Source organism: Nocardia harenae NBRC 108248 (assembly GCF_001612885.1).
In the GTDB taxonomy this organism is placed as follows: domain Bacteria; phylum Actinomycetota; class Actinomycetes; order Mycobacteriales; family Mycobacteriaceae; genus Nocardia; species Nocardia harenae.
On record NZ_BDBH01000009.1, the window covers coordinates 39,647 to 60,652 of the forward strand.

Sequence of the window (21,006 nt, forward strand, 5' to 3'; positions counted from 1 at the left end):
TCGAGACCATTCGATCCACGCCCCCGCGAAGGGGACCACCAGGTCGCCCGACCCGTGGTGACCTGGGTTGTCGCTCCCCGAACACTATCAATCCCCGGGGGTTTTGCAGCAGAGACACTCGAACCCGCGGCACCCGCCGGACAGCCTGCGGCTACCGTTGTCGGGTGTTCTCCGTCGCGGCCCTGATGCCCGCGCCACCCGTCCTCGTTCCCGAGTTGTGCGGTGGTGCGGCGGAATCCGGCGTGCCCGATCCGGCGCGGGCGGCCGGGCACCGTCCCGGTGGCGCGACCGGCGACGCCCGCGGGATCGGCGCCGGGGCAGGCGATCCCCGGACCGTGCTGCGCGCGGCGGTGCTCGGCGTGCTGGCCGAGCTGGCGGCGGCGGCGAACACCTGGACGGTGCTCGGCACCGGGCAGGGGCAGTACGGTCCGGACACCGCGGGCACCTTCCTCGGGTACGGCGTCGACGTGCGGGTGGAGCTCGGCCCGGATGCCGCCGACGCGCCCGATCCCGAGCTGGCGCTGCCGGTGCTGATCGCGGGCTGGGCCCGCGGCGCGGTCGCCCCCGGCGCGAACGCCGAGGTCCGGCTGCTGCCGGAGGAGACATCGGCGCGCGCGGCGGCGGCCTTCGGCGCCCGGCTGCGCGCCGAACTCGACGCCGTGCCGGAGTCGCGCGGGGTCCTGGTGATCGCCGACGGCGCCGCCACCCTCACCACCGCGGCCCCCGGCTACCTGGACGAGCGCGCCCCCGCCGTGCAGCAGCGGCTCGACACCGCGCTCGCGACCGGCGACCGCGCGGCCCTGCTCGACCTCGACGAGGAGCTGAGCGCGGACCTCGTGCTCCGCGGCCGCGCCCCGTACCAGGCGCTGGCCGGGCTCTTCGCCCGCGACGACGCGGTGGCGGCGGAGACCCGCTACCAGGACGCGCCCTTCGGGGTCGGGTACCACGCCGGGCTGTGGCGGCCCGCGTGAGCACCCCGGTGGCGGTGATCGGCCCCACCGCCACCGGCAAGTCCGAGCTCGGGCTGGTGCTGGCCGAGCGGCTCGGCGGCGAGATCGTGAATATCGACGCCATGCAGCTGTATCGGGGGATGGACATCGGGACGGCCAAGGTGCCGCCCGCCGAGCGCCGCGGCATCCCGCATCACCAGCTCGACGTCCTCGAGGTCACCGCCACCGCCACCGTCGCCGCCTACCAGGCCGCGGCCGCCGCCGATGTCGAGGCGATCCTGGCGCGCGGGCGCACTCCGGTGATCGTCGGCGGCTCCATGATGTACGTGCAGGCGCTGCTCGACCAGTGGGCGTTTCCGGCCACCGACCCGGAGGTGCGGGCCAGGTGGGAGGGGGTGCTGGCGGAGCGGGGGCTCGCCGCCGTGCACGCGGCGCTGCGCGCGGCCGACCCGGCGGCGGCCGAGACCATCCTCCCCACCGACGGCAGGCGCATGGTGCGCGCACTGGAGGTGGTGGAGCTCACCGGGCGCCCGTTCGCGGCATCGGCGCCGGTGATCGGCGCCCCGCGCTGGAACACGCTGCTGCTCGGGGTGGACCGGGCGACCGCCGAGCTGGACGCCAGGATCGAGCGGCGCACCGCGCACATGTTCGAGGCGGGGCTGGTGGACGAGGTGCGCGGGCTGCTCGGGCGCGGGCTGCGAGACGGGGTGACGGCGCGCAGGGCCATCGGATACGCACAAGTCCTCGCCCACCTCGACGACGAATACGACCTGAACCACGCGGTCGAGCGCACGCTGATCGGTACCAGGCGGTATGTGCGCAGGCAGCGCTCGTGGTTCCGCCGCGACCCACGGGTGCGCTGGCTGGACGGCGCCGACCCGGCGCTGGCCGCGGCCGCCCTCGCCGCGGTGGCCGCGCACGCGGCGGGCGAACCGGCAGGCACGGGAAAGGAACCCTCAGCGCAGTGAGCCGATCAGCGCGGCCGCGCACGGCCTCGGTCCAGGTGTGGCAGGGGTATCTGACGAATCGCGGCAAGCGGCTGCGCGACGGGCGCTTCCTGGTGCACGGCGTCAAACCGATCACCCGCGCCCTCGCCTGCGACTGGCCGCTGGAGACGCTGCTCTACCGGCTCGGCGGGCCCGAGCTCTCCGGGTGGGCGCGCGAGGTGCTCGACACCAGCCGGGTGCCGCGGGTCGGGCTGGTGCCCGAGCTCATGGCCGAGCTCGGCGACGGCGTGCCCGAGCTGGTCGCGGTCGCCGTCGCCCGCCCCGGCGAGCTCGACGACTTCGCCCCCGGCGTGCCCGGCGGCGTGCCGCCGGTGGTGCTGGTCGCCGACCGCCCCGACTCACCCGACGTGCTCGGCGCGCTCATCCGCACCGCCGAAGCCTTCGGCGCCGCCGGTGTGGTGATCACCGGCCCCGGCGCCGACCACCACGACCCCCGCACCGTCCGAGCCTCCACCGGCTCACTCTTCGCGGTCCCGGTCTTCCGCGCCGGCGGCGCCCCCCAGGTGCTCGCCTTCGCCGAGCGCCAGCGCAGGCGCGGCATCCCCACCCGCCTGGTGCTCCCCGGCGCACACGGAACACCGGTCGACACCCACGAGTTCGATCAGGCCACGGTCGTCATCGTCGGCGACGAGCGCGGCCCCTGGCCCACCGCCGCCCCCCTCGCCATCCCCGGCGCCGCCGACACCCTCGGCGCCGCCGCCACCGCCACCATCACCCTGTACGAAATAGCCAGACAGCAACAGTAGGACTACCGTCCGTACAACAGGCCATGACCACATGGCCACCCCCATCGGGTTCGCGGCCCGTCCCGCGATCGGGCGTCCGAAGCGATGCGGCGCAGCCGCCAGTCTCGGACGCCCGATCGCGGGACCCCCGTGGGCCGCGAACCCCGTCCGCGCCAGCGGACAGACAACACAGGAGCCAGAGGTTGGATGCGGTCGAGTTCAGCAAGGGGCACGGCACCGAGAACGACTTCGTCGTGCTTCCGGACCCCGAGGCGGCGCTCGACCTGAGCGCCTCCAAGGTCGCCGCGCTGTGTGATCGGCGCGCGGGGATCGGGGCCGACGGGGTGCTTCGGGTCGCCAAGGCCGGGAAACTGCTGGACGCGGGGGTGCTGGCGGCACTGCCCGATGGCGTCGCCGCGGACGACTGGTTCATGGACTACCGCAATGCCGACGGCTCGATCGCGGAGATGTGCGGCAACGGCGTGCGGGTGTTCGCGCACTACCTGGCCGCGGCGGGCTGGGAGCCGCGCACCGACTACGTGGTGGGCAGCAGGGCGGGCGCCAAGCCGGTCACCGTGCACAGCGGCGACCCGGTGCACGGCGAGGTCACCGTGGCGATGGGGCCGGTCCGCGAGCTCGGCCCGTCCACCGCCTCGCTGGCGGGCTGGGCCTACCCCGGCATCGGCATCGATGTCGGCAACCCGCACCTGGCCTGCGTCGCCGGCGACCTCTCCGGCGACGACCTGGCCAAACTCGACCTCACGGTGCCCCCCGGCTACGACCCCGATCTCTTCCCGCAGGGCGTGAACATCGAGTTCGTCACCCCGCTCCCGGCCGACGCGGAACCCGCCGTCGACATGCGGGTCTACGAGCGTGGCGTCGGCGAGACCCGCTCCTGCGGCACCGGCACCGTCGCGGCCGCCGCCGCGGTGCTGCACCGGGAGGGGTTCCGGATCGCCGAGGACGCGGGCGAGGTGCGGGTGCGGGTGCCGGGCGGCGCCGTCTCGGTCCGGCTCGCGGGTGGCCAGGCGTGGCTGCGCGGCCCGTCGGTGCTGCTCGCGCACGGGCGGCTCGCGGGCGAGTGGTGGCTGGCGCACTGACCCGCCCGGCGAATATCACGGTGCACCGTTCGCCGCACAGTGGCAGCATGGAGCCTGTATGAAAAAATCTGACAGGTTCCCGCTCCCGGTGACGTTCGAGGACGCCTTCGACATCGAGCCCGCCGCCACCGAGGACGACACGCTCACCCGGCACGCCGAGCGCATGGCCCGCTCCGGCTGGTCCGCCGACCCGACCGTCGGCGAGCTGCAGCTCGACGAGCGCAGCTCGCTGCGCCGTGTCGCCGGGCTCTCCACCGAGCTCACCGACATCACCGAGGTCGAGTACCGGCAGCTGCGCCTGGAGCGCGTCGTGCTGGTCGGGGTCTGGACCGAGGGCACCGCCGCGGCCGCCGACGCCTCCATGGCCGAGCTGGCCGCGCTCGCCGAGACCGCGGGCTCGCAGGTGCTGGAGGCGCTGATCCAGCGCCGCGACCGCCCCGACCCGGCCACCTACATCGGCTCCGGCAAGGCCGAGGAGTTGCGCGCGGTGGTGCTGGAGACCGGCGCCGACACCGTCATCTGCGACGGCGAGCTGACCCCCGCGCAGCTGACCGCGCTGGAGAAGGTGGCCAAGGTGAAGGTGGTCGACCGGACCGCGCTGATCCTGGACATCTTCGCCCAGCACGCCACCTCCAGGGAGGGCAAGGCGCAGGTCACGCTGGCGCAGATGGAGTACATGCTGCCGCGGCTGCGCGGCTGGGGCGAGTCCATGTCGAGGCAGGCGGGCGGCCGGGCGGGCAGCAACGGCGGTGTCGGCCTGCGCGGTCCTGGTGAGACCAAGATCGAGACCGACCGCCGCCGGATCCGTGAGCGGATGGCCAAGCTGCGCAGGCAGATCCGCGAGATGAAGACGGCGCGCGACACCATGCGCGCCCGCCGGGTGAACGGCGGGGTGCCCGCCGTCGCCATCGTCGGGTACACCAACGCGGGCAAGTCCAGCCTGATGAACGCGCTCACCGACGCCGGAATCCTGGTGCAGGACGCGCTCTTCGCCACCCTGGATCCCACCACGCGGCGGGCCGCGCTGGACGACGGCCGCGAGATCGTGGTCACCGACACCGTCGGCTTCGTCCGGCACCTGCCGACCCAGCTGGTCGAGGCGTTCCGCTCCACGCTGGAGGAGGTCACCGCCGCCGACCTGCTGCTGCATGTGGTGGACGGCTCGGACCCGCTGCCCGCCGGGCAGATCGAGGCGGTGCGCGAGGTGATCACCGACGTGGTCAAGGATTCCGGGGTGCCGGCACCGCCGGAGCTGCTGGTGGTCAACAAGATCGATGCGGTGGACGAGCTGGCCCTGGCCCGGCTGCGGGCCCAGCTGCCGGACGCCGTCTTCGTCTCCGCCGCGACCGGCGCCGGGGTGGCGGAGCTGCGCGAGCGGGTCGCCACCCTGCTCGGCGGGCTGGACGTGGACGTCACCGTGCTGCTGCCCTACACCAGGGGCGATCTGCTGGCCCGGGTGCACGCCGAGGGCCGGATCCTGGCCACCGAGCACGAGGAGGGCGGTACCCGGGTGCGGGCCAGGGTGCCGCACGCGCTCGCCGCCGCCTTGACCCCGTTCGCCGGATCCGCGCCGGAACAGCGCGGGTGACCCGCACTCCCGCTGCGGCGCAGCGGATTCGGGCGGTCCCGCTGGGGTAGCCGGGATGCTGCCGGTGTGATTAGGCTGAGTCTCGTCGCATCGCCCAGCAGGAGGACACCCCATGTCGCAGCACCGTTCGGGCGGGGCAGCATCGGCGGCGCCGCGCTCCGGCGCCACCGCTTCCGGCAGGCTCACCGACGGTGCGCCGCTCCGGGTTTCGCCGAGCGGTGTCGAGATGCGGCTGCTCGACGCGGTTCTCGCGCCGCTGCGGGCGTGGTCCAGCCCGCGCTTCTACGGCCTGGAGAACATCCCCGCCGACGGCCCGGTGCTACTGGTCGGCAACCACAACCTGTTCGGCGGCATCGATGCCCCGCTGTTGCTGCCCGAGGTGCTGCGCCGCCGCGGCAGGCTCATCCGCGGGCTCGCGGAGAACGTGCTCATGGCGGTGCCCGGCGTGCGGCACGTGCTGCACCGCTTCGGCGTCGTCCGCGGCACGCGGGCGAACTGCCTGGCGCTGCTCGCCAGGGGCGAGGCGGTGATCGTCTTCCCCGGCGGCAGCCGGGAGGCGGCCAAGCGGAAGAACGAGAAGTACACGCTGCGATGGGACGGCCGCACCGGTTTCGCGCGGATGGCCATCGAGGCGGGGGCGCCGATCGTCCCGGTCGCCATGATCGGCATCGACGACGCCCTCGACATCGTGCTCGACGCCGACCACCCGGTCATGCGCCCGGTGCGCTGGGCCGCGCGGGCGCTCGGGCTGCCCGCGGGGCTGATCCCCCCGGTGGTGCGCGGCATCGGCCCCACCGTCGTGCCGCGCCCGGAGCGGTTCTACTTCGCCGCGGGCGCCCCCATCGACCCGGCGCCCTGGCGCGGTGCCGCGGATGTGACCGCCGCCGCCACCGAGCTCGCCGGGGTGGTGCGCAAGGGGCTGGAGGAAGAGCTGCGCTTCCTCTTCGCCGAGCGCGAGCGGGATTCCGGGCGCAGCCTCACCGGCCGGGTCAAGGGATTGCTCCGCCGCCGCTGAGCATACGAACCGCGCGGTATCGGGTGGTGCCGCCGGCTTCGCCGTTCCCGCCGCCGACGTTTGCCGGGAATCGCGGATACGCCTCACTTCGGCCGATCGCGGGGCAGGTGACGGTATCGATTTCGGGTGGGAAGTGAACAGCGATTCTCGTTGCGGGTACCGTGTGAGGCAACGACCGCCGGGGTGGCCCGGCCGGTGCCGCACAAGGAGGTAGGCGTGGAGCGCACACTGTTCGAACCCGAGCACGATCTGTTCCGGGAGTCGTTCCGCAAGTTTCTCGATCAGCACGTCGCGCCGAACCACGCGAAGTGGGAGGAGCAGGGCATCGTCGACCGCGATGTCTGGCTGGAGGCGGGCAAGCAGGGCTTTCTCGGCATGGCGGTGCCGGAGGAGTACGGCGGCGGCGGGGTGAAGGACTTCCGGTACAACGCGGTGGTGACCGAGGAGGCCGTGCGCGGCCTGTACAGCGGCCTCGGCTTCGGGCTGCACAACGACGTCATCGCGCCGTACCTGCTGGAGCTGGCGAACGAGGAGCAGAAGCAGCGCTGGCTGCCGGGCTTCTGTTCCGGCGAGATCATCACCGCCATCGCCATGACCGAGCCGGGCACCGGCTCCGACCTGCAGGGCATCAAGACCAAGGCGGTCCGCGACGGTGACGACTGGATCCTGAACGGCGCCAAGACCTTCATCACCAACGGCATCAACGCCGACATCGTGATCGTGGTCGCGCAGACCGACCCGTCGAAGGGCGCGATGGGCTTCAGCCTGCTCGTGGTGGAGCGCGGCATGCCCGGGTTCGAGCGCGGCCGCAACCTGGACAAGATCGGGCTCAAGGCGCAGGACACCGCGGAGCTCAGCTTCACCGACGTCCGGGTGCCCGGCAAGAATCTGCTCGGCACCGAGGGCATGGGCTTCATCCACCTCATGCAGAACCTGCCGCAGGAGCGGCTCTCCATCGCCGTGATGGCCGCGGGCGCCATGGAGGCCTGCCTGGAGATGACGATCCAGTACGTGCGCGACCGCAAGGCGTTCGGCAAGCCGATCGGCGCCCTGCAGAACACCCGCTTCGTGCTGGCCGAGCTGGCCACCAAGACCACCGCGGTACGCGTCCTGGTCGACCGCTTCGTCCAGGACCTCAACGAGGGCAAGCTCTCCGCCGAGGACGCCGCGATGGCCAAGTGGTGGAGCACCGAGGAGCAGCTCGACCTGATCAACCGCTGCCTACAGCTGCACGGCGGCTACGGCTACATGAAGGAGTACCCGATCGCCCGCGCCTACCTGGACGCGCGCATCCAGACGATCTACGGCGGCACCACCGAGATCATGAAGGAGATCATCGGGCGGTCGCTCAAGCTGTCCTGATCGCCTCCGCGTTGGCCCTCGTCCGCCGAGACGGGGGCTTTCGCGTTCAACCGCCGAAGTACCGGCGAGCGGCAGCCACCGGTCGGCGGTCGGGTGCGCGCTGACCGGCAGGCGCGCGGCGGCTGCCCGGCCGGGAAAGGCATCGCGGTGCGGTGCGGACCCACCACCCCCGGACGCCGCCGGGCCGCGCGGGGACCGGGTCGTCGGACCGGCCGGTTTCGGGCAGGATCGGTACCACCATGACCGAGCAGCTTTCGCCCCCGAGCCGCCGCCGCGCCGCCGCCCGGCTCGGCGTTGTCGTCCTCGTCCTGGCGCTGCTCTTCTACCTGGTCGCGGTGCGGCGGGTGATCGATATCGAGCAGGTGCGCGAGCTGATCCGGGCCTCGGGGCCGCTGGCGCCGCTGGTCTTCGTGCCGGTCTCGGCGCTGCTCGCGGCGATCTTCGTGCCGGGGACGCTGCTCGCCGCCACCAGCGGGCTGCTCTTCGGGCCGTTGGTCGGCACGGTGGTCTCGCTCTGCTCCGCCGTCGGCACCGCCGTGATCACCAGCCTGCTCGGCCGCCGGGCGGGGCGGGCCGGTGCGCGCGAGCTGATCGGGGCCGAGCGGTCGGACCGGATCGACGCGCAGATCGCGCGCGGCGGGCTGTGGGCGGTGGTCGGGCAGCGCTTCGTCCCCGGCATCTCCGATGCCATGGCCTCGTACGTGTTCGGCGCCCTCGGCGTCCCGCTCTGGCAGATGGTGGCCGGGTCGTTCATCGGGTCGGCGCCGCGCGCCTTCGTCTACACCGCGCTCGGCGCCTCGATCGGCGAGTTCTCGGCGCCGCTCGCCTACACCGCCATCGGGGTGTGGTGCGTCACCGGCGTGCTCGGCGCGTACGCCGCGCACCGCGGGTACCGGCTGTGGCGGCGGCGGCCACGGCCGGAGCCCGCCGCCGAGCCGCCCCGTGCCAAGCTGAACCCATGACCGACGAACGTTTCGAGGTGCGGCGGCAGGTCGCCGCCGCACCCGGGCAGATCTTCGCCCTGCTCTGCTCCCCGGACGGCCACGTGGCCATCGACAGCTCCGGCATGCTGCAATCCGCGGAGGGCGAGCCGGTGCGCGCCGTGGGCGACCGCTTCGTGGTGCACATGGACCGGGAATCGCTGAACGACTACCCGTTGGGCAAGTACGACGTCACGGTGATCATCACCGAGTTCGAGCCGGACGCGCACATCGAGTGGACGATCTCCGGCCAGATCCAGCCACCGATCGAGCACCGCTACGGCTACCGGCTGGAGCCGAGCGAGATCGGCACCCTGGTCACCTCGTACTACGACTGGAGCAATATCGCGGAGAAGTACCGGGAGCGCGGCATCTTCCCGGTGATCCCGGAGTCCGCGCTACGCGCCACCCTCGGCATTCTGGCGCGCACCGTCGAGCACTAGCGCGGGGTCGCGCTGCGCCTGGCGCAGGTTGCGGATGACCTCGCGGGCCAGCGCGTTGTTGCCGACGCCGCCGATCACCGCGCCGATTCCCGCCGGGATCACCTTGCCGAAGGCCAGCGCGCCGCGCTTGACCAGGAACTGCACCACGAAGCGCTTCACCGGCCCCTCGGGCATCGTCGAGAGCACCGGCAGCCGGTTGGCCAGCGCGGTGTCCCACTGCTTGGCCGAGCGGCCCGCGGTGCCGAGCGCCTTGGCGCCCGCGCCGCCCAGGATCACCGCCGAGACCAGCGGCCCGCGCACGGTGCCGGTGGAGCGCTCCGACACCTCCTTGGCACCGACCACGAAGACCGTGGAGGCCTCCAGGAACAGCACCGTGTCGGCACCGGCGGCGGCCAGCCCGACCAGCGTGCCGACGCCGGGCACCGCCGCGCTCAGCCCGGCCGCGACGCCGCTGGCCGTCACCGTGATCAGGTAGTGCTTCTCCAGCCTGCGCACGAGCTCGTCCGGCGATTCCTCCGGGTGCCTGCCGCGCACGAAGCCGGCGTAGCGGAGGACCAGCGGCGTCTGCACCTCCGCCGCCCGGTCCAGCACCGTGACGACACCCTTGTCCAGGAACTTCTGCAGCACGCTGTTCGCCTCTCCCCGTTCGTTCGCCGGTCCGTCACCGGCGCGATCAGCGGGGGAATACCCGGCGGCGCGCGCGATTCACGGTCAGCTCGCGGTGGCTTCGGCGCTGACCGGGCGGACGGTGCCGTCCGGCAGCGTCTGGTCGCCCGCGAGCGCGGTGACCCGGCCGTCCGCGCGGCAGCCGGTGACCCGCAGGTCGAGGGCGGAACCGGCGGGGTTGCCGTGCTGGTCGGTGTCGAGCCGCAGTTGGAGCCCGAAACCGGCGTCGCCCGCGGCGACCGTGGTCCAGGTGCCGCGGAGGGCATCGGTGCCGGTGTGCAGCGCGGCGGTCTCCTGGTCGAGGGTCAATTCGCCGGACGGCTCCGCGGCCGCGTTCGCCACCCGGTAGGTGACGCCCTGGTAGTCGGTGCCGCGCAGCCCGCAGGGCGGCTCGGCGGCCTGCACCGTCAGCGGCAGCAGCACGACGGTGAACGCCACCAGGGCGGTCACTCCGGCGGCGGGCGCCAGCAGCGCGGGCACCTTCCTCGAACCTGGCATGGGGGAGACCTCCGTATCGGGTGTCGGCGCGTGCCGCCCGTGTCCGCAGACTTAGCCCTCGACCGCGTCCTCAAACGCGGCGATCCCAGACCAGGGTGTAGCGCCAGAAGAGCCGGCGCCGGATTCGGGCGCCCGGCAACTCCGCGGCAGCCGCCGCCCGGATCTCGGCCAGCGTCTCCCGCGGCTCGGCCACCGGGGCCCGCATGTGCGGAGGTGGCTCGGTGGCGCGGGCCGGGTGCTTCACCAGGCCGACGAGCGGGTTGAGCAGGACCGCGGGGAGCCGGGCGAGCAGGTCGGCGGTGGTGTCGCGGTGGCAGCCGACCACGACGATCCTGCCGCCGGGGGAGAGGCCGTCGCGCAGCGCGCGCAGGGTGCGGCGCAGCGGGAGGTGGTGCAGGACCGCGACGAGGGTGATGGCGTCCCAGCGGGCGCCGGGGTCGCGGTCGGCGAAGTCGATGGGCAGGATGCGCACGGCGGGGTCGGCACGGAAGCGGGCGGCGGCGACGGCCACGGTCTCCGGGTCGCGCTCCAGCCCGGTGACGGTGTGGTGCTCGCGCAACCGGGCGACGAGATTGCCGGTGCCGCAGCCGATATCGAGGACATCGCGGGCGCCGGAGGCACGCACCTGTCTTACCACCCAGTCGAGGTAGTGGTCGTTGTGGCTCCACGGGTGGGCGCGGTTGACGCGGTTCAGCCAGGCGAGCACGGCGCCACCCTAGCCGGGATAGTTTGCTGAAAGTGTGCTGTGAGGCAGGCGGGGAACATAGACTCGGCGGATGACGGATGCGGATGTGCTCGTCGTCGGTGCGGGGCCGGTGGGGCTGGCCGCGGCGGTGGAGCTGGCGCGGCGCGGGGTGCGCTGCCGGGTGGTGGAGCAGCTCGCCGAGCGGCCCCGCTTCGCCAAGGCGGTCGGGGTGCAGCCGCGCACACTCGAGGTGTTCGAGGGGATGGGGGTGCTGCGCGAGATCCTCGACGCCGCGGTGCGCATGCGCGGGCAGCTGGTGTACGCCGACGGCGCCGAGGTGGCGCGGCTCGATCTGGAGCCACCGCCGGACATTCCGTACGGCTTCGCGGCGCTCCCGCAGTACGAGACCGAGCGGGTGCTCGGTGCGCGGCTGGCGCGCTGCGGGGTCCGGGTCGAGTACCGCACCGCGCTGGTCTCCTTCGCGCCGGACGACACCGGCGTCACCGCGGTGCTGCGCGGGCCCGGCGGCGCGGAGACGGTGCGCGCCCGGTACCTGGTCGGCGCGGACGGCGCGCACAGCGCGGTGCGCAAGGGGCTCGGGCTGAGCTTCGAGGGCGCCGCCTTCGCCGAGCAGTACATGCTCGGCGACGTGGAGCTGGACTGGAACGCGCCGTCCGGCTACGGCGTGCGGTCCACCCGCGGCGCCGATGTGCTGGTCTGCATCCCGCTGCCGGGGCACCGTCGGTACCGGGTCTCCATGCTGGCGCCGGAGGAGCTCGCCGTCCCGGCGACGGCGGCCGTCGCGCACGGCATGGAGGGCGATCGGGCGCCGGAGCTGCACCACCTCCAGGCGGTGCTGGACCGGCTCGCCCCCGAGCCCGCGACCGCGCGGAACCTGCGCTGGTCCTCGGTGTTCCGGATCAGCCACCGGATCGTGGACAGCTACGGCACCGGCCGGGTCTTCGTGGCGGGCGACGCCGCGCACATCCACCCGCCGACCGGGGCGCAGGGGATGAACACCGGCATCCAGGACGCGCACAACCTCGGCTGGAAGCTGGCGCTCGCCGTCGCGGGGGTGGCCGGGCCGGAGTTGCTCGCCAGCTACGACGCCGAGCGCAGGCCGGTCGGGGAGGAGGTGGTCGGCCGCACGGTGCGGCACGCGAGGGAGGGGATCGGGGCCGGGGCGGGCGATCCGGAGCGGATGCTGCGCAGGGAGGCGCAATTGCTGCTCGATTACCGGGACAGCCCGATCGTGCTGCTCTCCACGCTGGGCGGGGTGGCGGCGGGGCAGCGCGCGCCGGACGCGGCCGGGCTCACCCGGGAACTCGTGCAGTTCCCGATCCGGCTCTTCGCGCTGCTCGCCGGGGCCGATCACACGCTGCTGCTGTACACCGGCGGGGAGCGCGGGCCGGATTGGTTCGCCGCGCTCGAGCGGGTGGCGGAGGATGCTCGCCGGGTCGCGCACGGGCAGCTCGACGTGTACCTGGTGGCGGGGCCGGAGGCGCCGGTCGAGACCGTGCTGCCGGTGATCCGGGACAGCGCGGGCGATTTCGCCCGCAGCTACGCGGGCGAGGACGCCGCCTACCTGGTCCGCCCGGACGGGTACCTGGCCTACGTCGGTGCGCCGGAGGAAGTCCCGCGCGCCCTCGCCGCCACGTTCGCAGCGCCCGCCGAGCTCTGAGGGCACGCCGCGCGCCGCGGTGGCTTGCGTCGCACGGGTGGCTGCGCGGCACGGGGTGGCTCGCGCGCCGGACGCCCACCCGACGCGGGGTGCCCGCGCGCCGCGCCCGGCGCCTACCCGCCCGCCCGCACCCGGTGCTTCGCGAGGTGGTTCAGCACCGCGTGATTCGCCTCCCACCCGTCCGGGAACTTGACCGGCACTCCGAGGTGCACCGGCTCGGCGGAGGGGTGTGAGTCGAGGAGTTCGGGAATCCCGGCCCGCCCCACCATGACGCAGGCGTGCCGGTGCCGGGAGGCGAGCACGCAGAGCCGCCCGGCCTCGAGGTGGAAGGCGCCGGCGTCGCGGCGGCCGGAGAGCGGGTGCAGGACGACGGTGATGTCGTACTCGCGCCCCTGCAAGCGGTTCGCGGTGTCGACGGTGACCCCGTCGGCGATCCCGCCGCGCAGCGCGTTGCGCACCGCCTCGGCCTGGTCGCGGTGCGCGGTGCCGATCGCCACCCGCTCCGCGGTGACCGGCCGCGAGCCCTGCTCGGAGTGCGCGGTGGCGGCCCGCTCCAGCACCCGGCGGGTGATGTCGGCGACGGCGCGCACCGCCTCGCTGTCGGTGCGCAGCGTGTGCCGCCGCGGCAGCTCGTACCAGCCCCAGCCGTGCTCCGCGGCCTCGTCCAGCACCAGGTCGACGGGGGTGCGCAGGCCGCGGGCGGCGAACTCCAGCCGCCGGTCCGCGCTGCCGGTTCCGGCCCGGAACGGGGTGAACGGGTAGAACGCCGCCGACACCACCGGCGCGGCCGCCGCGGAGAGCCGCCAGGAGACCGGCAGGGTATGCGGCGTGATCTCCGGGTTGTTGGTGAGCATGACCGCGACCGCGCTGGTGGTGGGATCCCAGCCGAGCCCGGCCCAGCGCCCGGTGTCCACGGTGGCGAAGGGGTCGAGCTGGCCGGGGTCGCCGACGAAGAGCCCGCGCTCGAAGCGGTTGGCGATGCGCAGCAGCATGTCCGAGCGCATCTGGTACGCCTCGTCGATGATGGCGTGCTCCCAGCGGCCGTCCTCGATGGTGGCCCACTTGGCGGCGGTGCCGATGAGCACCGTGCGGTCCTCCAGGTCGGCGATCTTCTGCCTGCACACCACGTTCGGGTGCTGGACGCGCGCCGACTCGGCATAGCTCTGGCTCGACACCCGGCCGATGGCGAGCGCGGGGTCGGCGGTGGCGAGCCGCTCGATGAGGTCGTCGACCTGTTCGTTGGTCTGCGCCACGATCATGTGCGGGCGCCCGGATTCGGCCAGCTGCCCGGCCGCGCGCACGACCAGCGTTGACTTGCCCGCACCGGGCGGGGAGTCGACCACGACGGCCCGGTTCGCGCCGCCCGCCAGGTCGGCGAGGATGCCGGTGACGGCGGCCTCCGCCGCCGCGGACAGGTTCTCGGTCACAGTTCCTCGAAGGTCTCCGCGGTGGGCAGCCACTCCGGGGGCGGGCCGCCGTGCGTCCACGGCGTCTCCTCCCGGCTCGGCAGCGAGGTGGGCCGGGACGACCCGGCGGGGGAGAAGCGGGCGAAGCCGACGGCGGCGCCGACCCCGGGCACGGTGCCCGGCTCCGGGACCAGCTTGCGCCCCATCCCGCCGGAGAGCTCGAGCAGCACGGTGTCGCCGTCGGCCGCCAGCACCTCGCCGGACTGCTTGGAGTAGCCGATATTGCAGAGCTTCTCGCCGGGCACCGGCACGAACGGGTCGCTGGTGCGCACCCGCAGAGCGGGCCGCAGCACCTTCTTGCTCTTGCCCTCCGGCACCACGACCCGGGTGGGGTCCGCTTCGACCACGGTGCCGTGGAAGGCCGCGCCCGCCAGCCGGTGCTCCAGCATGAGCCGGGGATCGTCGAAGGCGCGCTCGGCCTCGTACCGCTCCAGCGCGCGCTCCCGGTCGAGCAGCCTGCGCACCGCCGAGACCGCGGAGTCGCGGCGCGGCTGCGGCACCCCCTCCGGCACCGTGCCGAGGAAGTAGCTGAAGGCCCCGATGTCGTCGTTCCAGCGGCCGGGGACGTGCGCGCCCTGCGGCAGCGCGCGCAGCAGGTTCAGCCCCTGCCAGAGCAGCTGCCAGGTCGGCTCCAGCTGGCGCAGCAGGGCGCGGCGCAGCCGCTGCTCCGCGGTGACCTTGGCCGGGCCGGCCGGAGCCTCGTCGTAGCCGGTGATGAGCGGGGCGAGCTCCTCGTTGTCGAAGCCGGGGTCGGTGGCCGGGCCCGCGGGCGGCACGGCCAGCGGATCCTCGGCGCGGGCGGCGGCTTCGGCGCCGGTGCGCCCCGGCGGCGGCGCGATCCAGCCGAGCAGCGCCGCGAGATTCGCGTCCTCCAGCGCGGACTGGCCGCTGGCCCAGTGCGCGGCGAGCACCGAGGTCATGGGGAGCAGCACCGCCGAGCCGGGGTGCTCGGCGCGGTCGCAGAACCAGGTGAGCCAGCGGCCGAGCAGCGGGATCTCCGGTGGCACCGGGTTCTCGCCCTCGGTGCTGTGGAACCGCACCGAGCGCCCGAGCAGCCGCAGGAAATCGATGCCGCCGGTGTTCGGCGTCCACAGCTGCGGGGCGTCCAGGCAGCGGGTGTAGGTCTCGCCCGCCCGCGTGGTCTTCTCCTCGACCTCGACGGTGTGCTCGGTGACGTAGGGCAGCACGATCTCGGCGAGCTGCGCGACGAAGCGCAGCCGCAGCACCCGGTCGCGCGGCTGCGGCACCACGAGCAGCCGCGGCTCGTCGGCCGCGGTGCCTGCGAGCAGCGCCAGCGGCGCCGCCGCCTCGCCGGCGAGCTTCAGCGGCACCAGCACCAGCGGCCGCCGGGCCAGGTGCGTGTGGCAGACCCCGGCGATCGGCTGCGCGCGCCCGGCGCGCACCGCCTCCAGCCGGGCCAGCGCGGTCAGCACGCTCACCCGGCGATCTCCAGCCGCATCCGCCGGGCCTGCCGCAGCAGCCGCGCGATGTCGTCGTACTCGGCGGGCGGCTCGACCGAGCCGTCGGCGAAGCCGAGCACGGTGCTCATGTCCGCCAATCCGCCGAGGTCGTCGCAGACGCCGCGGCCGAGCACGTCGACGGTGCCCTCCTGCCTGGCCTCGGCGCGGCAGGCGAAGGCGAGCTCGCAGCTGGCCATGCACTCCGGGGTGTAGCGCGCGTCGATTCCGGCGACGGTGCGGGCCAGCTCCGGCCCCGGCTCGAAGCTGACGCCGTCGGGCAGCTCGTCCAGCAGCTGCTCGATCGAGGTGAGCCGGGAGAGCTGGCGGCCCACCACCGCGATCTGTTTGCGCAGGTCGACCAGGGCGGCGGTGGGGCGGTTGCTGAAGTCGTTGGTGCAGACCAGGATGCCGTTGTGCGAGACCAGCGCGTCCGGGTCCTCGCCGAGGTCGGCGATGAGCTCGCGGAGCGCGATCACGTACACCGCGGACTGCCTGGCCGCCGCGGCCACCTGTGCCGGGTCGGCCTGGCCGTCCACCACCGGGAAGGACTTGATCTCCACCACGTGGAACTGCCCGCCGAGCCGCAGCGCGACCACGTCGGGCTCCAGGTACGCGGTGGCCCCCGCGATGTCGAGGCGGAGCAGCGGGTGGTCGAAGAGCGTGCCCTCGCCGGTGACGACGGCGTGGTCGAAGAGCTGCCTGGTGCGCCGGTAGCGCACCGCGTTGGCGGTGTTGTCGCCGACCGAGGCGAGGTCGTAGTACTCGACCTCGGGGACGCTGAGCTCCAGCTCGGTGCGGAGCAGCGCGAGCAGCTCGGCGCAGCCGTTCGCCTTCACCATGGCCTCGAAGGCATTGCCCCTGGTGATGGCGAACTGGGACTGGCCGAAGCGGGGCGGGAACCCGAGTTCCCGTGCGATCACGGTCTTGTCCACCGCGGCGGCGTCGAGCAGGGCGCGCCGCGCGCAGCCGGGGTTCGCGGTGAGCGCCGCGATCGTGCGGGCATTGTGCCTGCACGCGGTCGCGGTGCCGCGGAGCCGGTCCAAGCGTGCCGGGAGCGGAGTGGTCACCCGGCCTCCTTTCGTCGCGTGCCGGTCACAGCCAGGCGGACGCCGAACAGCTGTGCCGTGTCGTCGAGTTGCGCGCTCGCCCGCTCGGCGGCGCGCAGCCGGTGCGCGGTGTCGTCGGCGCGGTGCACGGCCAGTTCCCGGCCCGCGGACTCGACGACCCGCTCGAGGTCGATGGCGTCGGGGGCGCCGCGCACCCCCGGCACCGAGATGGCGAGCTTCCACACCACCCGCCGCGCGTCCGGGCCCGGCTCGGGCAGCGCGGCGAGGTGCTCGGCCAGCCGGATGGTCGCGGTGAGCAGGTCGACGCGGGGGCTGAGCGGCCCGACCACGCGCCGCTCGGTCGGCCAGGTGCTCACCGCGAGCAGGCCGCGCGCGGGGGCGAGCAGGTCGGCGTTGAGCGCCGAGCAGATGTAGTACGGCCGGGCCAGCGGCGCGGCCCGGAAGGAGCGCTCCTCGTCCCGGCGCAGGCTGGTCAGCCTGGCGGCCACCAGATCACCGGAGAAGAACGCGTCGTGCACCGCGAGCACCAGTTTCGGCGCGGCCGGGGCGCCGAGCAGGGTGAGCGCCCGGTGCACGTGCTCGCGCACCGGGACCGCGGGGACGACCTCGCGGGCCGGCTCCGCGCCCGGCTGCAGCCCGAGCACGGCATCGTCCCAGTCGTTCTCCGCGCGGCGCAGCTCCGCGCGGAGTTGCCTGGCCGTCGCACGATCACCCGCCGCCACCGCGCGCCGGACCGCGGCACGCAGTTCGGCGATGCGATCCTCGAGTTGCTCGGCATTGTCCGGCACACTGCGGGACTGTAATCAGAACTTCCAGTGAAGTCCAGTATCTTCCAGTATTCGCCGGGTCAGCTCCGCTTGGGCCGGATGACCGCGGTGAAAGTGGCGGTGGCGACCGCGGTTTCGTCCCTCCCGGTGATCCGCACCGGCACGGTGAATTCCACCGGCCTGCGCGCCGCGGCCTCGGCCCGCATCGTCTCCAGGATGCCGCCGGGCAGCTCCGCGTGCGCCAGGAACGGCCCTGCCGCCCCCTTCGCCCTGGCCAGGTACTCGATCCGGCCGTCCCGCGCGACGACGAACGACTCGGCCATGTGCGCCGCGATCCCGGAGACCGCCGCGCCCATGGCCGCCGTCTCCGCCAGCCCGAAGAGCACCGCGGCGTGCACGTCGCCATTGTGGTTGAGGTGCTCCGGGCCCGGCGTCATGCCGACGACATTGCGCCCCTCGGCGAACTCGACCCCCTCGATTCCGGCGTACCGGATGAAGCCCAGCTTCCGGAACCCGGTCATGACCAGCTCGCCCAGGGTCGCGATATCCACGGTGTCTCCTCGAAGAATGAAACCTGTTCTAGTTTACCTATCATCTAACACAGCGGATACCTGCCGGCACCGCCCGAGTTACACACCCTTTTCACAATCGACGGGTGCCGAAGCTCGGCGCGGAAGGACACCGCCATGACCGCACCCCGTTCCGTACCGGCGCAGCCGGACGCCTTCACCTTCGATCCGGGGCGCACCGCGCTGCTGGTGATCGACATGCAGCGGGATTTCCTGCTACCCGGCGGCTTCGGCGCGAGCCTCGGCAACGACGTCGAGCAACTGCGCGGCGTGATTCCGCCGCTGGCCCGGCTGATCGCCGCGGCGCGGGCCGCGGGCCTCCCGGTGATCCACACCAGGGAGGGGCACCTGCCCGACCTCTCGGACTGCCCGCCCGCGAAGCTCCGGCGCGGCACCCCGTCCCAGCGCATCGGCGACCCCGGCGCCTTCGGCCGCATCCTGATCCGCGGCGAGTACGGCCACGACATCGTGGACGAGCTGGCGCCGATCGAGGGCGAGGTGGTGATCGACAAGCCGGGCAAGGGCGCCTTCTACGCCACCGAGCTCGGCGCGGTCCTCGAAAACCGCGGCATCACCTCGCTGCTCGTCACCGGGGTCACCACCGAGGTCTGCGTGCACACCACCGTGCGCGAGGCGAACGACCGCGGCTACGAGTGCCTGGTCGTCGCCGACTGCGTCGGCTCGTACTTCCCCGAATTCCAGCGGGTCGGGCTGGCCATGATCGCCGCGCAGGGCGGCATCTTCGGCTGGGTCGCCGACTCGGCGGCCGTGCTCGACGCGCTCGCCCCCGCCCCCAGCCCGGCCCGGTGAACAGGATCTCGCGATGACGCTCGACACGAAACCGGCCGAGCAGGCCGAACCCGCACCGCCGCAGAAGCTTCCGTGGTGGACCAGGGGCGACACCAACGCCTTCTTCGGGCTGGCCTTCAATATCCTGGTCAATGTCCTCACGCTCACCACGCTCTCCATCGCGGTGGTGAAGATCCCGAGCGGCGACGTGCTCGGCACCGTGCTGCCCGCGCTCGGCGTCGCGCTGGTGCTCGGCAACCTCTACTACATGGTGCTGGCGCGCAGGCTGGCCCGGCGCGAGAACCGCGACACCGTCACCGCGCTGCCGTACGGGCCGAGCGTGCCGCACATGTTCATCGTGGTCTTCGTGGTCATGCTCCCCATCTACCTGCAGACCGGCGATGCCCTCCGCGCCTGGGCGGCCGGGCTGGCGTGGGCCTTCATGATCGGCATCATCGTGATGATCGGCGCCTTCGTCGGGCCGTTCATCCGGAAGATCACACCGCGCGCCGCCATGCTCGGCACCCTGGCCGGAATCTCCATCACCTTCATCGCCATGCGGCCCGCCGCGCAGATGTGGGAGGCGGCCTGGATCGGGCTCCCGGTGCTCGCCATCATCCTGATCGGCTTCTTCACCGATGTGAAGCTGCCGGGCAATGTCCCGGTCGGGCTGGTCGCGCTGCTGGTCGGCACCGCCATCGGCTGGATCGGCGGGTACATGTCCGCGCCGGACGTCTCCGCCGCGGTCGGCGATATCGCGCTCGGCCTGCCCGACCTGCGGCTCGACCTGCTCTTCGACGGCCTCGGCGACCTGGCTCCGCTGCTCGCCACCGCCATCCCGCTCGGCGTCTACAACTTCACCGAGGCCATGAGCAATGTGGAGAGCGCCGCCGCCGCGGGCGACAACTACAACCTGCGCAGCGTGCTGCTCGCCGACGGCTTCGGCGCGGTGCTCGGCGCCGGTTTCGGCTCGCCGTTCCCGCCCGCGGTCTACATCGGCCACCCCGGCTGGAAGGACGCGGGCGGCCGCAGCGGCTACTCGCTCGCCGCGGGCGCGGCCATCGGCGTGATGTGCCTGCTCGGGCTCTTCGGGGTGCTCGCCACCATCCTGCCGATCCCGGCGATCGTGCCGATCCTGCTCTACATCGGGCTGCTCATCGGCGCCCAGGCCTTCCAGGCGGTGCCGAAGCTGCACGCCGTCGCGGTGGTCGCGGCGCTGCTGCCGAACCTGGCGGAGTGGGCGGTCGGGCTCATCGACAATGCGCTGAGCGCCGCCGGGACCAGCGCGGAGAGGGTGGGGGAGGAGGCGCTCGGCCAGGCGGGCGTCGTCTACCACGGGCTGCAGATCCTCGGCGAGGGCGCGGTGCTGGCCGGGCTGGTGCTCGGCGCGCTGGTGACCTTCGTGCTGGACAAGCGGTTCCACGCCGCGGCGATCGCGGCGGCGGTGGGCGCGCTGCTCAGCTGGATCGGGCTGATCCACGCACCCGAGGTGGCGTGGGCGGCGGCGCCCCAGGTCGCGCTCGGCTACCTCTTCTTCGCCGTGGTCTGCCTCGCCTACGCGCTGTTGCCGAAACCGGCCGCGGAGCCCGAGGAGCCGGAGAAGGAGCCGGAGGAGGAGCCGGCCGCTCAGGAGGGCTGACGGATGCCCATCACCCCGGTGACCGGCGCCTGCCACTCCAGCTTGCCGGAGGCGGCGATCATGTCGTCCAGTGCGGCGGCCAGGTCATCGGGGATGGGGGCCGAGCGGCGCAGCTCCAGATCCACGTGCACCAGCAGGATCTCCAGGGTGTTGGCGAGCCGGTCCCGGCCCTGGTCCACCAGGAAGGCCATCATGTGCACCGCCTTGACGCTGCGCTCCAGCACCCGGGCGTGCACCGCCAGCGCGTCGCCCTGCCGCAGCTCGCTGTGGTAGCGCAGGTGGTGCTCGGTGGTGAAGAGCCCGAGTCTGCGCTCGCTGCGGTAGCGGTCGTCCAGCCCCGCCGTCTGCAGCAGCAGGTCCGAGGCCATGATGCCGTGCCGGAGGTAGTACACGACGTTCATATGGCCGTTGACGTCGATCTCGCGCTCGGTCACATCCGCGGTGAGCGTGGCCGGGATCTCGCGGATCTGCGCCACGGTGGGGAGGTCGGTAGCCATGCTTTCGATCCTGCGACACCGGTGCGCGGCACCGCGCACCGGGGTGGCCGGT

At 73.5% G+C, this 21,006-nt stretch carries 21 protein-coding genes; 12 read left to right on the forward strand and 9 right to left on the reverse strand.

All coding sequences use genetic code 11. From position 1 onward, the window contains the following. Window positions 1-164 precede the first annotated feature (164 nt). The 9 genes from NH2_RS19580 (at window position 165) to NH2_RS19620 (ending at window position 9,170) form a co-directional block, all read left to right on the forward strand. On the forward strand, window positions 165-971 hold the full coding sequence (locus NH2_RS19580; protein ID WP_067656205.1) for a class III extradiol ring-cleavage dioxygenase family protein: 807 nt from the start codon (window positions 165-167) through the stop codon (window positions 969-971). Then, window positions 968-1,918: a tRNA (adenosine(37)-N6)-dimethylallyltransferase MiaA gene (miaA, locus tag NH2_RS19585; protein WP_157103872.1), complete on the forward strand. Its 951-nt coding sequence runs from the start codon at window positions 968-970 to the stop codon at window positions 1,916-1,918. The genes NH2_RS19580 and miaA overlap by 4 nt, the downstream gene beginning before the upstream one ends. Further along, on the forward strand, window positions 1,915-2,703 hold the full coding sequence (locus NH2_RS19590) for a TrmH family RNA methyltransferase (RefSeq protein WP_067656211.1): 789 nt from the start codon (window positions 1,915-1,917) through the stop codon (window positions 2,701-2,703). The genes miaA and NH2_RS19590 overlap by 4 nt, the downstream gene beginning before the upstream one ends. Window positions 2,704-2,885: 182 nt before the next feature. Beyond that, the gene (gene dapF / locus NH2_RS19595; protein WP_067656214.1) at window positions 2,886-3,782 is read left to right on the forward strand and encodes a diaminopimelate epimerase; all 897 of its coding nucleotides are present in this window, start codon (window positions 2,886-2,888) and stop codon (window positions 3,780-3,782) included. A 163-nt stretch (window positions 3,783-3,945) separates the two neighbouring features. Further along, window positions 3,946-5,370 carry a GTPase HflX gene (gene hflX, locus NH2_RS19600; protein WP_067656767.1) on the forward strand — a complete coding sequence of 475 codons (1,425 nt, stop codon included), beginning with the start codon at window positions 3,946-3,948 and terminating at the stop codon, window positions 5,368-5,370. Window positions 5,371-5,482: 112 nt separating this feature from the next. After that, window positions 5,483-6,385 (forward strand): lysophospholipid acyltransferase family protein, encoded by a 903-nt coding sequence (locus NH2_RS19605; protein ID WP_067656217.1) that lies wholly within the window; start codon window positions 5,483-5,485, stop codon window positions 6,383-6,385. A 216-nt stretch (window positions 6,386-6,601) separates the two neighbouring features. Next, window positions 6,602-7,747 carry an acyl-CoA dehydrogenase family protein gene (locus tag NH2_RS19610; RefSeq protein WP_067656770.1) on the forward strand — a complete coding sequence of 382 codons (1,146 nt, stop codon included), beginning with the start codon at window positions 6,602-6,604 and terminating at the stop codon, window positions 7,745-7,747. Between the two features lie 239 nt (window positions 7,748-7,986). Further along, window positions 7,987-8,709: a TVP38/TMEM64 family protein gene (locus tag NH2_RS19615; RefSeq protein WP_067656220.1), complete on the forward strand. Its 723-nt coding sequence runs from the start codon at window positions 7,987-7,989 to the stop codon at window positions 8,707-8,709. Continuing rightward, entirely contained in the window at window positions 8,706-9,170 is a 465-nt protein-coding gene (locus NH2_RS19620; RefSeq protein ID WP_067656223.1) for an SRPBCC family protein, read from the forward strand. The genes NH2_RS19615 and NH2_RS19620 overlap by 4 nt, the downstream gene beginning before the upstream one ends. Here the strand turns inward: NH2_RS19620 and NH2_RS19625 are convergent. The 3 genes from NH2_RS19625 to NH2_RS19635 all read right to left on the reverse strand — a co-directional run bounded on the left by NH2_RS19625 (window position 9,126) and on the right by NH2_RS19635 (window position 11,040). Continuing rightward, the gene (locus tag NH2_RS19625; protein WP_067656226.1) at window positions 9,126-9,797 is read right to left on the reverse strand and encodes a hypothetical protein; all 672 of its coding nucleotides are present in this window, start codon (window positions 9,795-9,797) and stop codon (window positions 9,126-9,128) included. The two genes, NH2_RS19620 and NH2_RS19625, sit on opposite strands and share 45 nt — an antisense overlap. An 84-nt stretch (window positions 9,798-9,881) precedes the next feature. Next, a complete protein-coding gene (locus NH2_RS19630; RefSeq protein WP_157103873.1) occupies window positions 9,882-10,334 on the reverse strand; it encodes a hypothetical protein in 453 nt (150 codons plus the stop codon). Between the two features lie 70 nt (window positions 10,335-10,404). Beyond that, on the reverse strand, window positions 10,405-11,040 hold the full coding sequence (locus tag NH2_RS19635) for a class I SAM-dependent methyltransferase (protein WP_067656232.1): 636 nt from the start codon (window positions 11,038-11,040) through the stop codon (window positions 10,405-10,407). Between the two features lie 70 nt (window positions 11,041-11,110). On the opposite strand from NH2_RS19635, the gene NH2_RS19640 reads away from it, so the two are divergent. Beyond that, window positions 11,111-12,700 (forward strand): FAD-dependent monooxygenase, encoded by a 1,590-nt coding sequence (locus NH2_RS19640; protein ID WP_067656235.1) that lies wholly within the window; start codon window positions 11,111-11,113, stop codon window positions 12,698-12,700. A 113-nt stretch (window positions 12,701-12,813) separates the two neighbouring features. Here the strand turns inward: NH2_RS19640 and NH2_RS19645 are convergent, their stop codons facing one another. From NH2_RS19645 to NH2_RS19665, 5 genes are read right to left on the reverse strand one after another with little or no spacing between them, the layout of a single operon-like run. Further along, entirely contained in the window at window positions 12,814-14,127 is a 1,314-nt protein-coding gene (locus NH2_RS19645) for an AAA domain-containing protein (protein WP_067656238.1), read from the reverse strand. Next, window positions 14,124-15,605: a hypothetical protein gene (locus tag NH2_RS19650; protein WP_067656241.1), complete on the reverse strand. Its 1,482-nt coding sequence runs from the start codon at window positions 15,603-15,605 to the stop codon at window positions 14,124-14,126. The genes NH2_RS19645 and NH2_RS19650 overlap by 4 nt, the downstream gene beginning before the upstream one ends. Then, complete coding sequence (locus NH2_RS19655; RefSeq protein ID WP_067656244.1) at window positions 15,602-16,693, reverse strand: hypothetical protein; 1,092 nt, start codon at window positions 16,691-16,693, stop codon at window positions 15,602-15,604. The genes NH2_RS19650 and NH2_RS19655 overlap by 4 nt, the downstream gene beginning before the upstream one ends. Continuing rightward, window positions 16,690-17,481 (reverse strand): hypothetical protein, encoded by a 792-nt coding sequence (locus NH2_RS19660; protein WP_067656247.1) that lies wholly within the window; start codon window positions 17,479-17,481, stop codon window positions 16,690-16,692. The genes NH2_RS19655 and NH2_RS19660 overlap by 4 nt, the downstream gene beginning before the upstream one ends. 59 nt (window positions 17,482-17,540) lie before the next feature. Next, on the reverse strand, window positions 17,541-18,011 hold the full coding sequence (locus tag NH2_RS19665; RefSeq protein ID WP_067656250.1) for a PaaI family thioesterase: 471 nt from the start codon (window positions 18,009-18,011) through the stop codon (window positions 17,541-17,543). Between the two features lie 135 nt (window positions 18,012-18,146). Between NH2_RS19665 and NH2_RS19670 the strand changes: the two genes are divergently transcribed. Together NH2_RS19670 and NH2_RS19675 are read left to right on the forward strand one after the other, a co-directional pair. Beyond that, the gene (locus NH2_RS19670) at window positions 18,147-18,839 is read left to right on the forward strand and encodes a cysteine hydrolase family protein (RefSeq protein ID WP_067656253.1); all 693 of its coding nucleotides are present in this window, start codon (window positions 18,147-18,149) and stop codon (window positions 18,837-18,839) included. Between the two features lie 13 nt (window positions 18,840-18,852). Further along, window positions 18,853-20,457: a SulP family inorganic anion transporter gene (locus NH2_RS19675; protein ID WP_067656256.1), complete on the forward strand. Its 1,605-nt coding sequence runs from the start codon at window positions 18,853-18,855 to the stop codon at window positions 20,455-20,457. Here the strand turns inward: NH2_RS19675 and NH2_RS19680 are convergent. Beyond that, window positions 20,445-20,954 carry a thioesterase family protein gene (locus tag NH2_RS19680; protein WP_067656259.1) on the reverse strand — a complete coding sequence of 170 codons (510 nt, stop codon included), beginning with the start codon at window positions 20,952-20,954 and terminating at the stop codon, window positions 20,445-20,447. The two genes, NH2_RS19675 and NH2_RS19680, sit on opposite strands and share 13 nt — an antisense overlap. Window positions 20,955-21,006 lie beyond the last annotated feature (52 nt).